The sequence below is a fragment of the Aurantimonas sp. NFXS3 genome (assembly GCF_049132005.1).
Classification (GTDB): Bacteria; Pseudomonadota; Alphaproteobacteria; order Rhizobiales; family Rhizobiaceae; genus Aurantimonas; species Aurantimonas coralicida.
Map to the genome: position 1 here is coordinate 97,553 of NZ_JAGDDZ010000002.1, position 14,108 is coordinate 111,660.

Below are 14,108 nucleotides of genomic sequence, written 5' to 3' on the forward strand. Positions count from 1 at the left end.
CCTCCCCCTAATACCTCTGGTCGCTCTCCCCGTAAGGGTCGGGTAATCGGCACCGTTAGAGGGTCGGGTAATCAGCTGGTCTCCCTGTCCGGGTGGTCAGAATCTCGGTCGGGTAGCCGCACGGCCTCGACGCAGCGACGTGCCTGTTCCATGAGAGGCCCTGCCGAATACCGTCCAAGGGTCATACCCTGTCTCTTGTGCCCGACAACGGCGGCTATGATGTGCTCAGGCTGATCGGCTCGCTCTGCCTCTGTGATGAACCAACGGCGGAACGAGTGGAAATTCGTCAGCGCTCGGCGCTTCCCCGGAACGGTTGCATCCACATTGACCAATCTACGATAGCTGGTGAAGGCATTGGATGCCTTGAACGACCGCTCCCGCAGCGACCCGTTCTGAGGCGATGGCCACTCGGGGAAGAAATCATCGTCGTCAGCGCGTCCGTTCACGCGCCGCTCGACTATCTCCGTGAGGGCCGAGTGGATCGGCACCGCGCGGGGGGACTTCTCTTTCTTCTGAGGCTTGAACATGAAGACGCCGTCACGGCAGTCTTTCACCTTCAGGTCGACGATGGGGTCGATGCGGGCACCCGTAAGCGCCGCAATCCTCATGAGGTCATGCATTGCCTCAGATGCCGGTCCATTCAGAAGTCGCAGCATCTCGTCTTCGGAGAACGGTCGCTCAAGCTCGTCATGGGGCACGACCGGCTTCGCGTACTTCAGCCCCTGCCAGACGTTGGAGGTGACGTGCTCCCGGTGAAGAAGCCACTTCCAGTAGCATCCAAGGCGATTGAGGTACTTCTGAAGGGTGACGGGGCTCTTGGAGCCAGCGACCGTGTGGAGCCCATCCATGAACCTCACAGCGACCTTACGGCTGATCGACTGAATATCGGGCGGGACACGCTCGCGCTCGCACCAAGTCAGGAGGTAAGCGAGCGCACGCTCATCGTCCGCGCGCGTCCGAGGTTTGACTTGGAGCTGTGCGAGGTAGGCAGAGTGATAGTGATCGAGCGGTGTCATCTCACCCCGCGCCATGCGAACGTAATCACCCGCTAACTTGGCGCGGTCTGGATCGAGCTCGTACAGCGGACCGCCGCTCTCCGGGTCCACTTCAGTTGCAACCGGATCACCTGCGAGTTCGTCCGCGCGCAAGGATATGCCAAGGTCGAGGAGCTCACGTTCCTCATCCGTTTGCGCGCGCTGCAGATAGGCTGCCATTTCCAGCGCCTCGCGCCGCAGCTTGTGGTGATCTGCCGCCCCCGTGGCGTGGTCGATTATCGCCTTCAGGTCAGCAACCGCTTGCCACTTCATCTGATTGGCGACTGCGAGACTGTCCGTCTGAAGGGACCGCTTGAGCCGAGTCCCCAACTTCTTGTGAAGGCTCCGTGGAACGGCGATGGTAACCCGCCACCCGCCGTTTCCCATCCTTTCCAGATAGCGGGTATCGCCGCCAGACGCTCTCGACAAACCAACCCCCTGCGTACCCCACTGCGTACCTCGCTCGCGTACCCTGAAACGCTTGGCCTGTCTAGCCTTTCAGCGTTTACAAGGGGATGGAAACTTCTTTCAGAGCCCCCGCTTGGCTCCACCAAATTCTTCCCTCACCATTCTGAACAGACAGCGAGCCACCGGGCGGTCCGTCCCTGTGCCCTGATGACCGATGGCCTGTCCTGGCTCCTGCCACGACGAGTGCCGATCGCGCGATTGTTTCGCGGCCCTTTGTCGGTCCTGCCGACCGTACTCTCAGCTCTCACTCCGCCGGGCACGGCCAGTCGGCCGGGCGCTGCAGGCCGTCGGGCAGGCGCGTCGCATCGTCGCCGCAGGCAAGGTCGAGCTGCGCCTGTTCCAGGCCCGTCGCCGTCGCAAGATCCAGCCCTTCCAGCCGTGTCAGATACAGATAGGCGCCGGTGAAATCGGGCTGCCCGGTCAGGGTCGCGCCGGTGAACTGGGCGCGGGCGAGATTGGCGTAGCTGAAGCGGGCCCCGGTGAGATCGGCGCCGCGAAACGACGCGCGGCCGAGTTCCGCCTTGTCGAAGCGGCTGCCGGGCAGCTTGGCGGCATCGAAGCTCGCCCGCTGGAATTCGCCGCCCTCGAAGGCCGCGTCCCTGGCCGCCAGATAGGACAGATTGGCGCGGTATCCCTCGACCTTGCGGAAGCTGGCCCCGTCGGCCTTTGCCCCGGCCAGCGACGCGCGCACCAGCGTCGCCTTCTCCAGATTGGCTTCGGCGAGACTCACGTTGCGCAGATCCGTAAGGGTGAAATCGGTGTCGGTCAGGTCGGCGCCTGCGAGGTCGACGCCCGACAGCATGAGATTGCTGCGGTCGCAATGGCTCCAGTCGATGCCCGGCTCGGCCGATGACTTGCAGTCGGCGGCCAGCGCGGACGGCGCGGCGAGACCGAGGGCCAGCCCCAAGGCGCCGCCGAACAGCGTGGCGGCCATCTCCCGCGAATTGCCCGAACCGATCGCTGCCGCGTCGCTCATGGCGCGCTGTCGCCTGATGAATATCACCTGCGTTCCTCCCGCGCCGCCGGGCGCTTCCTTGCGACTATCGCCGTCTCGGCGTTGCGAGACAATCGCGCCATGTGCCTCATGGTGATGAAACGGCGAGCCTTCCCCACCGGTTGCAGCGGCCCGGCGCCGTCACCCATCGTGCGGGACGGCCGCCCCGTCCCATGCTGCGGCGATCGCGGCGCGATCGCGATCGGCTTGCGCTTTTGTGCTGGCCTGATCGGCAAGCGCACGGGCCTGATCCTCCAGGAATCGCCGGATCCCGGCATCGCCGATCATGCCGGTCGCCCGGCGCAGCATGGCAATCAGCCGGATCGCCACCTGCGGATTGGGCGCCGCCGCGTTTCGTAACGCGTCCAGCGGCGTCCGGAACAGGCGGATGAAGGGCTCATCGACCACGAGGACGCGGGCATTGCCGGCCGCGTCGGCCACCCATTGCGGATGCTGGGGGAGCTGGCCCTGCGCGATCACGATCGGGCCGAGCCCGTCGATGCAGGCAAAGGCCGTGTAGAAGTCGTTCACCGCCGGCGACAGGGCCCGGCCGGCGATCTCGACCAGAAGATTCACGTGGAACGGCGCGCCCTGCGCACCGCTGCGGAAGCGCCCGATGCCGAAGGCGCGCGTCAGAGCCGTCGCCTGCCCGTCGTCCAGCGGGTTGCTAGCGAGAAGGGCCAGCGGCTCGCCGCGCATCACATAGTCGCCGACGCTCACGACGAGCTTCAGATGCCCGCCCGCCTCGCCCATCCGGTCGGCCAGCGCCAGCCGGTCGATCGTCTCCACATAGCCGTCGCGGGGTGCGGCGAGCCCGCGGCCGGCGGTCCAGTCGATCGCGGGGGCTGTGGCCGCCAATCTGCGGAGCGGCGTCGCGTCGGCCACCGCATCCCTGCGGAGCGCCGTGATGTCGGTGTCGACATGGATGATGCGGCCGAGATCGTGCAGGGCGAAGGCCAGCCACGAAATGACGAAGAGCGTGACGACGAGCAGGGTGAACAGGGTCAGCCGCGCATAGCCGTCCTCGCCGTCGCCGGCATTGACCGCGGCCAGCGCGATCAGCGCCCAGGCGAGGGAGCCGAGCAGGAGGCCGATGGTGAAGCGGACCCGGCCATGCCCGATCCAGCGGTCGATCAGCCGTACGCCGAGATTACCGGCAGCGAGCGTCAGCACCAAGAGCGTGATCGAGAAATACAGGGAGACGAAGGTGGCGTGGACCGCGGCGAAGGTGTTCGCCAACTCGCGGGCCGTGCCGCCCGACAGGGCGAAGGGGTAGCCGAAGCTGCCGATCCAGGCCGATGCGCCGCCGGCATCGAGCAGCAGAAGGGTGAAGGCGATGCCGATCGCCGCTGCGATCATCAGGACCGGCAGACCCCAGAAACTGTGCCACAGAAGGCTCGCGAACCAGCGCAGTTGCGAGTTCGGGCCGGCCATCAGCGGCGCGGTTGCCGGCTCAACCGAGCGATCCCGTCAGCCGGAAGACGACGCCGGACGGCGGAAAGTCGAGCTGGCCGCCGCCGTCGAAATACGACCCGACGATCCGCTCGATCAGCCGCGAGCCGAAGCCCCGCCGGCTCGGCTCGTTCACATGGGGGCCATCGCGCTCGATCCAGTCGAAGCGGAAATCCTTGTCGGGCCCGACGTCCCAGCTGATCTCCACCTTGCCGGACGGCATCGACAGCGAGCCGTATTTGGCCGCGTTGGTCGCCAGCTCGTGCAGCGCCAAGGACAGGCCGAGCACCTGCTGCGGGCTGAGGACGACGTCGGGACCCGAAATGACGATCCGGCCCTGACCTGCGCGATGGGCGGCCAAGGCCTCGTCCACGACCTGCCGGATCCCGGCGCCGGACCAGCTCGTCTGGGTGAGGATGTCCTGCGCCCGCGCCAGCGCCTGCACCCGGCTGGAGATCGCGTCGCGCCCCGCATCGAGGGATTCGGCGGTGCGCAGGCTCTGGGTAACGATCGACTGCACGGTCGCCAGGACGTTCTTCATCCGGTGCGACAATTCGTGGGTCAGTTCCTTGCGCTGTTCCTCGGCCTGGTACTCGACCGTGCGATCGCGCAGGATCTTCAGATAGCCGATCTGGACCTCGTCCTCGCCCATCAGCGGCATGATCTCGCCCGATGCCCAGAACCGGCTGCCGTCCTTGCGCTGATACCAGCCTTCGCCGATGCCCCGGCCGGTCTCGCGCGCGGTCGCCATCTCGCGAACGGCCAGGTCGGCCTCGCGATCCACGGCCGTGAACACCAGCGCGGCGGGGCGGCCCAGCGTCTCGGTCTCGCTCCAACCGAAGATCTGCTGGGCGCCCGGGCTCCAGGAGGTGATCTTGCCGTCGAGATCGGTGGTGATGATCGCGAAGTCCACGGCGCTGTCGACGATCTGCCGGTATTGCGATTCCAGCCGGCGCACGTTGCCGAGGGCGGCCTTGGTGCGCCGCAGGGAGCGATGCAGCTCGAGCTGGACGGAGACCTGCCGGGCGAGAAGGCGCAGCGTGCGGATCTGGTGTGCGTCGAGCTCGCGCGGCGTGTGGTCGAGGACGCACATGGTGCCCAGCGGCAGGCCTTCGGCCGAGCGCACGAGAACGCCCGCGTAAAAGCGCAGCGGCGGGTCGCCATAGACCAGCGGATTGTTGTCGAAGCGGGAATCCTGCGTCGCGTCGGGCACGATCATCATGTCTTCGGCCAGCAGCGCATGCTTGCAGAAGGAGATGTCCACCGGCGTCTCGCGCACGCCCAGCCCGACCTCGGCCTTGAAGAACTGGCGGGTATCGGAGACGAAATTGACCACCGCGATGGGCGTGCCGCAGACCTCCGACGCGATCCGGGCGAGATCGTCGAACTCCTCCTCGCGGGGGGTGTCGAGGATCTCGTACGCCTCAAGGGCCTCGATCCGTTCGGCTTCGGTGTAGGTGGGGGTAAGGATGGTCAATGCTGATACGGGCCGCTGGCGCATTCTTCGAAGGTCATGGAAGGGAACTAGACGTCTACCCCCTGTCATCGCAAGAGTAAGGGGGTTTTGCCGCCGAACAATGGCTGCGGCACAAATGCCGCCGGATACCTCTCCGGGGCGCGCAGCGTCAGTCGGTCAGCTCGATCCAGACGACATCGTTGGGCTCGTCGGGCGAGGTTCGGGCCGCGATGACCTCGCCGTCGAAACCGCCGGTCACGGTCTGCGGCGTGTCGCCGGGGATCGCGACGGCGGCCCGCCAGACCGAGGGAACCGGCTCGTTTTCCGGGCGGCCGGCGATCGGCAGGGCATCCAGCGTGGCGTTGTCGTCGATGCCGAAATAGCCGCGCGGCCGCATCATCCCGACGATCTCGCCGGGCGCTGACAGGTCCGGCGCCGGATACAGCCGCAGATGGGCGAGCGTCGTGGAGCGGGGGAAGGGCGCGCGGTAGATCCGCGTCAGCGGATAGTTTTCTGCGGCGATCACGAATTCGTAGGCCGCGTCCGGCGTGGCGCGAAACGGCCCGTAGCGCCCATCCTCGCCGACCGTCTGGCTGAACACCGCGTCGCCAAGGCGTTCGCCGGTCCGGGCGTCCACCGCGAAGATGTCGAGCGTGGCGCCGGCGAGGGGACGGTTGGTGGGGGCGCCATTGGCAAAGCCGGAGATTTCCCCGCCGATCTGCGGCCGCTCTTCCGGCGTGATCTCCAGCCTGGCCGGCGGCTTGCCGGTGATCGCCGTGTACATGGCGATGAAGGCCTCGGGCGAGGAGGCCGTCTCGCGATGGTCGGCACCGTCGAGCACCACCGTCGGCGCGCCGTCCAGTTCCGGCGCGTCGTAGGAGATCCCGGTCTCCTGCTCGGGCAGGCCGAGAAACCGGCCGTTGGGCTGGGCGTAGAGATCGAAGCGGTCGGACCGCAGGATCGTCGTCGGGATGCCGTCGGGAATGGCGGGTGGCGTGTTGAGGGCGGTCAGGAACGCGCCGGCGCCGTTATATTCCGATCCGGTCCGCTCCTCCGGGTTCACATAGACGCCGTGATGGACGCAGCCGGCCAGCACCATCGTCACCGTCCTGGCCGCCCCGCCGAAATTCTTCACGTAATTGCGGGCGCTCTGGCAGCCGCGGGAGTGACCGACGATGGCGACCTTGTCGGCGCCGGTCTCGGCGAGCGCCCGGTCGACCGTTGCCGCAACGGCGCGGGCGGCGTCTTCGGTCGAGGAGCGGTTCTCCTGTGCCACCTGGTCGTCGAGCCGCGCCGCCGGGTGGTCGATATCGACGGCGAACAGCCGCTCGGCCGGCACGCCGTTGCTTTCGAAGCGCCAAAGGACCGGCATCCAGAAGGCGGCGGAATCGCTGTCGCCATGCACGAAGACGATGGGCGGCACGGCCCCGCCAGGCGCCGCCGCGGCGACGGTCGGTCCGCCGGCGACGATCCCGCAAAGGGCCGTCGTCAGCGCGGCCAGGCCCATGCCGCGTCCTGTGCGTGTCCAGCGTGTCATGGGGTCCTCTTCCACCATCTGCGTGGTCGAAGAAAGGGCGCCGCCGGACCTTGGCAACCACCCGCACCGCCCGGACGGCGTTCGGGGCCGGCTGCGGCCCGCCATCTTGCACATGAGGGGGAAAGTTGTCTTACTGCCGGCACTTGGCCCGACCGAACTCTCCGCTAGGATTGAGGGTCTGACCGAACAAAAAAGAGGAAGCTCCCAATGAAGAAAACCGGATGGGTCGCAGCCGGGCTTGCAGCCCTTGCCATGTCGACCGGCGCGGCCACCGCGCAGGAAAAATTCATCACCATCGGCACCGGTGGTCAGACCGGCGTGTACTACGTCGTCGGACAGTCGATCTGCCGTCTGGTCAATCGTGAGAGCGAGAAGAACGGTCTGCGCTGCACGGCGCCGTCGACCGGCGCATCGGTCGCCAACATCAACGCGATCAAGGCCGGCGACCAGACCATGGGCGTCGCCCAGTCGGACATGCAGTACAACGCGCTCGAGGGCCAGGACCCCTGGAAGGACGATCCCTTCGCCGGCGAGCGTGCGGTTTTCTCCATCCATCCCGAGCCGATCACGGTGGTTGCCCGTGCCGATTCCGGCATCGAGAGCTTCGACGACCTGAAGGGCAAGCGCGTCAACATCGGCAACCCGGGCTCCGGCTCGCGCGCCACGATGGAAATCATCATGGACCGCAAGGGCTGGTCGATGGACGATTTCTCGCTGGCTTCCGAGCTGAAGGCCGCCGAGCAGTCGCAGGCCCTGTGCGACAACAAGGTCGACGCCATCATCTACACGGTCGGCCATCCGAACGGCTCGATCCAGGAGGCCACCACCTCCTGCGCCTCCAAGCTGGTCCCGGTGACCGGTGAGGAGATCGACAAGCTGGTCGACGAGAACCCGTATTACTCCAAGGCGACCATCCCGGGCGGCCTCTATGAGGGCAATGCCGAGGACACCGAGACCTTCGGCGTGCGCGCTACCATGGTGTCGTCCGACCAGGTCGACGAGGAGACCGTCTACCAGGTGGTCAAGGCCGTGTTCGAGAACTTCGACCGGTTCAAGAAGCTGCATCCGGCCTTCGAGAACCTGACCAAGGAAGAGATGATCTCGGCCGGCAATTCCGCGCCGCTGCATCCGGGCGCCGAGCGCTACTACAAGGAAGCCGGCCTCCTGTAAGGCCCGCCATCCGGCCGGCCGGCGGCAGATGTCCGCCGGCCGGCACTTTTGCGCTCCGCCCATGCGGGGCGTCGGCGACGACGAGAGGCCGGTCATGCGACCCGCCGCCCTTCGCCCCGAAACGTTCCTGTAGTCGCGTATCAGACAGGCGGAGTGACCAGCTGCGATGGCCCGAGACCCACGTCATTCCGACAGCCTCGACGACGAGCGCAACCGCACCATCGATTCCGTCGACGTCGAATCCGCCACCTCCCGGCAGGAGAAGCTCGACGAGCTCGTCGCCTCCTCCGACACCGGCGGACGCAGCCCCGCCAGGCCCGTCGCCTACCTGATCTCCGGCGTCGCGCTAGCCTGGTCGCTGTTCCAGCTCTGGATCGCCTCGCCGATCCCCTTCATGGTCGGCTTCGGCGTCTTCAACGACACCGAGACGCGCTCGATCCATCTCGCCTTCGCGCTGTTCCTGGCGTTTCTCGCCTTCCCGGCCTCGCGCTCGATCCCCCAGCTCGTGCTGGGCGCCGGCGTGCCGCTGCTGCTCGGCTATCTCTTCCTGGAGGGCGCGACCGGCGTCCTGCCGGGCTGGTACATTCCCGTCATCACGGTGACGATGGTCGTTTTCGCGCTGCTGCCGTCGCCGTCGCGGCGCGTCCTGCCCCATGAATGGGTGCTGGCGATCGCCGGCGCGGTGACCGCCTCCTACCTGTTCTTCGCCTATACCTCGATTTCGGGCCGCGTCGGCGCGCCCAACATGACCGACTTCATGGTCGGCACGGTCGGCCTGATGGTGCTGCTGGAAGGCACGCGCCGGGCGCTTGGACCGGCGCTGATGGTCGTGGCGACCGTCTTCCTCGTCTACACCTTCCTCGGCCCCTACATGCCGTCGATCATCGCCCACAAGGGCAACTCGCTGTCGGAGGTGGTCAACCACCAGTGGATCACCACCGAAGGCGTCTTCGGCATCGCGCTCGGCGTGTCGACCTCCTTCGTCTTCCTCTTCGTGCTGTTCGGCTCGCTGCTCGACAAGGCCGGGGCCGGCAGCTACTTCATCAACGTCGCCTTCTCGCTGATGGGCCACATGCGCGGCGGACCGGCCAAGGCCGCCGTCGTCTCCTCGGCCATGACCGGCCTGATCTCCGGCTCATCCATCGCCAATGTGGTGACCACCGGCACCTTCACCATTCCGCTGATGAAGCGGGTCGGCTTCTCGGCCGAAAAGGCCGGCGCCGTCGAGACGGCATCTTCCGTCAACGGCCAGATCATGCCGCCGGTGATGGGCGCGGCGGCCTTCCTGATGGTCGAATATGTCGGCATCCCGTATTTCGACGTGGTCAAGCACGCCTTCCTGCCGGCGATCATCTCCTACATCGCGCTGGTCTACATCGTGCATCTGGAGGCGATGAAGGCCGGCATGCAGGGCCTGCCGCGCTCCTACGAGCCCAAGCCGTGGCTGCAATGGCTGGTCGGCGTCGTCTTCGGCATTCTCGTCCTGTGCGCCCTGTCCTTCGGCGTCTATTACGGCATGGGCTGGATCCGCCCGGCCTTCGGCGACAATGCCGGCTGGGTGGTCTTCGCGCTGCTCGTGGCGGTCTATGTCGGCCTTCTCTGGTACGGGGCGAAATATCCGGCGCCGAAGATGGACGATCCGGACAAGCCGATCACCGAACTGCCGCGTCCCGGCCCGACGGTGAAATCCGGCCTGCACTTCATCCTGCCGGTCGTCGTCCTCGTCTGGGCGCTGATGGTGGATCGCCTGTCGCCCGGCCTGTCGGCCTTCTGGGCGGCCGCCTTCATGATCTTCATCCTGATCACCCAGCACCCGATCACCGCCTTCTTCCGCGGCACCGGCGATTACGGGTTCCAGACCACCCGCGGCTTCCTCGACCTGATCGACGGCCTGATCACCGGTGCCCGCAACATGATCGGCATCGGCATCGCCACCGCCACGGCCGGCGTCATCGTCGGCGCCGTGTCCCAGACCGGCGTCGGCTCGGCGCTGGCGGAAGTGGTGGAGGTCCTGTCCGGCGGCAATCTGATGGCGATCCTGCTTCTGACCGCCGTCCTGTCGCTGATCCTCGGCATGGGCCTGCCGACGACCGCCAACTACATCGTCGTCTCGGCGCTGCTCGCCCCGGTCATCGTCACGCTGGGCGAGGCCAACGGCCTGATCGTGCCGCTCATCGCGGTGCATCTCTTCGTCTTCTATTTCGGCATCATGGCCGACGTGACGCCGCCGGTGGGGCTGGCCTCCTTCGCGGCGGCGGCCGTTTCGGGCGGCGATCCGATCAAGACCGGCGCCATCGCCTTCTTCTACTCGCTGCGCACCGCCGCGCTGCCCTTCCTGTTCATCTTCAACACCGACCTCCTGCTGATCAATGTCGACATCCCGCACGGCATCTTCATCGCCATCGTCGCGACGATCGCCATGCTTTTGTTCGCGGCGGCGACGCAGGGCTGGTTCCTCACCCGCAACCGCGCTTATGAATCCGTCGCGCTGCTGCTGATCGCCTTCACCCTGTTCCGGCCGGGCTTCTGGATGGACATGGTGGTCGCGCCCTATTCCGAGCGGCCGGGCAGCGAGGTCGTCGAGGCGGCGGCCGAGACGCCGCAGAACGAGCCGCTGCGCCTGCGCATCGATTATCTCGATGCCTTCGGCGAGCCGTCCCAGCGTTCGGTCGAGCTACCGCTTCCGGCCGGCGCGACCGGCGAGGAACGGCTGCAGAATGCCGGCCTGGAACTGATCGACCGCGACGGCAAGACGATCATCGACAATGTCGCCTTCGGTTCGGCCGCCGAGAAGGCCGGGCTCGACTGGGACCAGGAGATCACCCTGGTGCGCACGCCCACCGATCAGCCGTCGAAATACTGGATGTTCATTCCCGCGCTCGCGGTGCTCGGCCTGATCGTCTGGGCCCAGCGCCGCCGACGTCCGGCGGACGAGACGCATCAGGGCCAGACCGCCGTCGCGGCCTGAGGCGCATTCGCACTGTCGCGGGAAGCCGGCCGACCCTTTTCGGGTGGGCCGTCATCGAAGCAGGCCCCTCAAACGAAAGAAGCGCGGCGAACCGGGTTCGCCGCGCTTCTTGTGTCTGCGCCGACTGGAATGTCGGTCGCCTGTCGCCCATCCGGCCGGCTGTTCTCAGCGCGACGCCGGGGGCGGAAATTAGCCGACGAGCTTCAGCAACGCGACAGTCGCAAGCAGCGCGACGGTAAGCATGCCGGAGACGGCGAGGGACTGCATCAGAGGGCTGCGGGTCATGGTGTGCGCCTTTCGTCGAGCGCGTTGCTGATGCCGCGCATATGCGTTGGACGAAGGGGCCGATCCAGTCTGTTTTGCGACACGCGATGCCGCGCCAAAGACATTCTTTCAGGCGGCTTCAGTTTCGTGCAAGCAACGCTGCCCGCACCCTGCTGGAGAGGGCCGGGAACGTCTTGTCCGCGGCCCTTTCCGGGCGGTTTTGAACGCGTCAGGCCGAGTGGGAGAAGATGTCCTCGTCGTCCCAGCCGGCGAGGTCGAGCTTGGCCCGGGTCGGCAGGAAGGTGAAGCAGGCCTTGGCCAGCTCCATGCGGTCCTCGCGCTCCAGCCGCTTGTAGAGACCGCCCATGATGTCGTGCAGATAGAGGACGTCGGAGGCGGCGTATTCGACCTGCGCCTGCGACAGGGTCTCGGCGGCCCAGTCCGACGATTGCTGCTGCTTGGAGATGTCGACGCCGACCATCTCGCGGGCCAGATCCTTCAGACCGTGCCGGTCGGTGTAGGTGCGGGTCAGGCGCGAGGCGATCTTGGTGCAGAAGATGCCGTCGGTCATCACGCCGAAGGCATGGTAGAGCGCCGCGACGTCGAAGCGGGCATAGTGGAAGATCTTGGTCTTGGCCGGGTCCTTGAGAAGCGCCGTGATGTTCGGCGCCTCACGCTGGCCCTTGGCGATCTGGACGACGTCGGCGGTGCCGTCGCCCGGCGACAGCTGGACGACGCAGAGGCGGTCGCGGCGGGTGTCGAGGCCGAGGGTCTCGGTGTCGATCGCCACCGGGCCGGTGTAGCGGGAGATGTCGGGAAGATCGCCTTTGTGGACGCGGATGGTCATGGATCGCCTTCGCTCAGGGAAAATGTCTGCTTGGCTCTACCGGATTTCGCCGGCGAGGCCAAAGGTCTTCGGCGATCGGAACGGCGCGGTGGCCTCGGCGTACCGCCGTCAGGCGTTGCCGTCGTTGGAAACCCGGCTGCGCGGCGGCGTGCTCCAGCCGGTGCGCGGATCGAAGAAGCCACCATCCAGATGGGCATGCCCCCAGGCCATGACGCCGAGAAGCGCATCTTCCAGCGAGCGGCCGCGCGCCGTCAGGTGATATTCGTGCCGCGGCGGACGGTCGGCATAGGGGCGCCGCTCGACCAGGCCCCAGGTCTCCAGCCGGCGCAGACGGTCGCTGAGGATGTTGGTCGGAATGCGCTCGGCGCTTTCGTGCAGGGCACCGAATGTGTGCTTGCCGTGCCAGAGCAGGTCGCGGACGATCAGCAGCGTCCACTTGTCCCCGAAGATGTCCAGCGTGCGGGCGATCGAGCAGCGCGAGCGAAAATGCCCTCGCGTTGTGTCACGGTCATCCTGCCCCATCCGCTGCTCCTCTTCCGTCCCCTCGCAAGTTACTTGACGGAAAAACAACTTGCAAAACGAAAGTGACGCTTCGTCTGTCGCATCCGAGCATCGGGTGATAGCGCAGCCTCGTTCCGCGCCCGGTTTCGGCGCGGCTGGCAGGTGCGAACCCTGCCGGCAGCCATGGGTCCTCAAGACCATCGCGGGCCGCCGGAGCGACGCGGGACAACCGGTTCGCGATCGTCGCCCCCCGCCAGATGTGCACTGCCGCATTCGCTGCCGTCGCACCGCTTCACAAGCCGTGCCAACTCGGTCAGTCTGCGGCCAGAAGATCCCCTTCCCGAAAGTCGCGCCATGAACGTCACCCCTCCCTATCTCATGTTCCTCGGCGACGTGCCGGACGCACTGGCCGCCAAGACCGCACAGGGCGTCGTCGACTGGCGTCGGGACTGGTGCCTGGCGCAGTTGCGGCTGCCGGGCTGCGGCGCCGATCTCGGCCTCGACGAGATGACGGTGCCCGAGGCGGTCGCGGCCGGCGCGAAGACCATGGTCGTCGGCGTCGTCAATGCCGGCGGGGTCCTGCCCGAGCACTGGATCGACACCATCGTGGCGGCGCTCGAAGCCGGGCTGGATGTCGCCAGCGGCCTGCATGTGCGGCTCGGCTCGATTGAGCGCATTGCGGCAGCGGCCGAGGCGAACGGCCGCAAGCTGACCGATCTGCGCCAGCCCGATCGCAGCTACGCCACCGGCAAGGGCCACAAGCGCAGCGGCAAGCGCCTGCTGGCGGTCGGCACCGATTGTTCGGTCGGCAAGAAATACGCCGCCCTGTGCCTGGAGCGTGACATGCAGGCGGCCGGCTTCGACGCCGAGTTCCGCGCCACCGGCCAGACCGGCGTCCTGATCGCCGGGCGCGGCGTGCCCCTGGATGCCGTCGTTGCCGACTTCATCGCCGGCGCGGCCGAATGGCTGACGCCCGATGCCGCGGAGGACCACTGGGACGTGGTCGAGGGGCAGGGCTCGCTGTTCCACCCGTCCTTTGCCGGCGTGACCCTCGGTCTGCTGCACGGTTCGCAGCCCGATGCCTTCGTCGTCTGCCACGAGCCGACCCGCACCACGATGCGCGGCGTGGCGACGCCGCTGCCGACCATCGCGGCGGTCATCGAGGCGACCATCGCCATGGGCCGGCTGACCAATCCGGACATTCGCTGCGTCGGCCTCTGCGTCAACACCGCGAAGCTCGAGGAGGATGCGGCGCGGGCGCTGCTGGCCGAACTGGCCGAGGAACATGGCCTGCCGGCCACCGATCCGGTGCGCTTCGGATCGGCGCCGGTGGTGGACGAGATCGCCCGGATCTACGGCAGGCCTTGACGGGGGAGGCCATCGTGCCGGAAAGGGCGGTCGCCTTTCGGGGGCGATG

Annotated in this window: 10 protein-coding genes; 3 read left to right on the forward strand and 7 right to left on the reverse strand. The window is 67.0% G+C overall.

Going from position 1 to position 14,108, the window contains the following annotated elements; all coding sequences use genetic code 11:
* Positions 1-71 precede the first annotated feature (71 nt).
* The 5 genes from J3367_RS05675 to J3367_RS05695 all read right to left on the reverse strand — a co-directional run bounded on the left by J3367_RS05675 (position 72) and on the right by J3367_RS05695 (position 6,941).
* Entirely contained in the window at positions 72-1,307 is a 1,236-nt protein-coding gene (locus J3367_RS05675; RefSeq protein WP_421460397.1) for a tyrosine-type recombinase/integrase, read from the reverse strand.
* Positions 1,308-1,746: 439 nt separating this feature from the next.
* Positions 1,747-2,478: a pentapeptide repeat-containing protein gene (locus tag J3367_RS05680; RefSeq protein WP_155898479.1), complete on the reverse strand. Its 732-nt coding sequence runs from the start codon at positions 2,476-2,478 to the stop codon at positions 1,747-1,749.
* A 159-nt stretch (positions 2,479-2,637) separates the two neighbouring features.
* Positions 2,638-3,930 (reverse strand): DUF2254 family protein, encoded by a 1,293-nt coding sequence (locus J3367_RS05685; protein WP_421460400.1) that lies wholly within the window; start codon positions 3,928-3,930, stop codon positions 2,638-2,640.
* 19 nt (positions 3,931-3,949) lie between these two features.
* Positions 3,950-5,425, reverse strand: a complete 1,476-nt coding sequence (locus J3367_RS05690; protein WP_024350964.1) for a sensor histidine kinase — start codon at positions 5,423-5,425, stop codon at positions 3,950-3,952.
* Between the two features lie 148 nt (positions 5,426-5,573).
* The gene (locus tag J3367_RS05695; RefSeq protein WP_024350963.1) at positions 5,574-6,941 is read right to left on the reverse strand and encodes a hypothetical protein; all 1,368 of its coding nucleotides are present in this window, start codon (positions 6,939-6,941) and stop codon (positions 5,574-5,576) included.
* Between the two features lie 207 nt (positions 6,942-7,148).
* On the opposite strand from J3367_RS05695, the gene J3367_RS05700 reads away from it, so the two are divergent.
* Complete coding sequence (locus tag J3367_RS05700; RefSeq protein WP_024350962.1) at positions 7,149-8,111, forward strand: TAXI family TRAP transporter solute-binding subunit; 963 nt, start codon at positions 7,149-7,151, stop codon at positions 8,109-8,111.
* A gap of 166 nt (positions 8,112-8,277) precedes the next feature.
* The gene (locus J3367_RS05705) at positions 8,278-11,079 is read left to right on the forward strand and encodes a TRAP transporter permease (RefSeq protein WP_421460404.1); all 2,802 of its coding nucleotides are present in this window, start codon (positions 8,278-8,280) and stop codon (positions 11,077-11,079) included.
* A gap of 493 nt (positions 11,080-11,572) precedes the next feature.
* Here the strand turns inward: J3367_RS05705 and J3367_RS05710 are convergent, their stop codons facing one another.
* Complete coding sequence (locus J3367_RS05710; protein WP_024350960.1) at positions 11,573-12,190, reverse strand: ribonuclease D; 618 nt, start codon at positions 12,188-12,190, stop codon at positions 11,573-11,575.
* A 108-nt stretch (positions 12,191-12,298) separates the two neighbouring features.
* Positions 12,299-12,712 carry a winged helix-turn-helix transcriptional regulator gene (locus J3367_RS05715; protein WP_024350959.1) on the reverse strand — a complete coding sequence of 138 codons (414 nt, stop codon included), beginning with the start codon at positions 12,710-12,712 and terminating at the stop codon, positions 12,299-12,301.
* A gap of 333 nt (positions 12,713-13,045) precedes the next feature.
* Here J3367_RS05715 and dgcN point away from each other — a divergent pair, with 333 nt between their 5' ends.
* Positions 13,046-14,059: an N-acetyltransferase DgcN gene (dgcN, locus tag J3367_RS05720; RefSeq protein ID WP_024350958.1), complete on the forward strand. Its 1,014-nt coding sequence runs from the start codon at positions 13,046-13,048 to the stop codon at positions 14,057-14,059.
* The last annotated feature ends 49 nt before the right edge of the window (positions 14,060-14,108 follow it).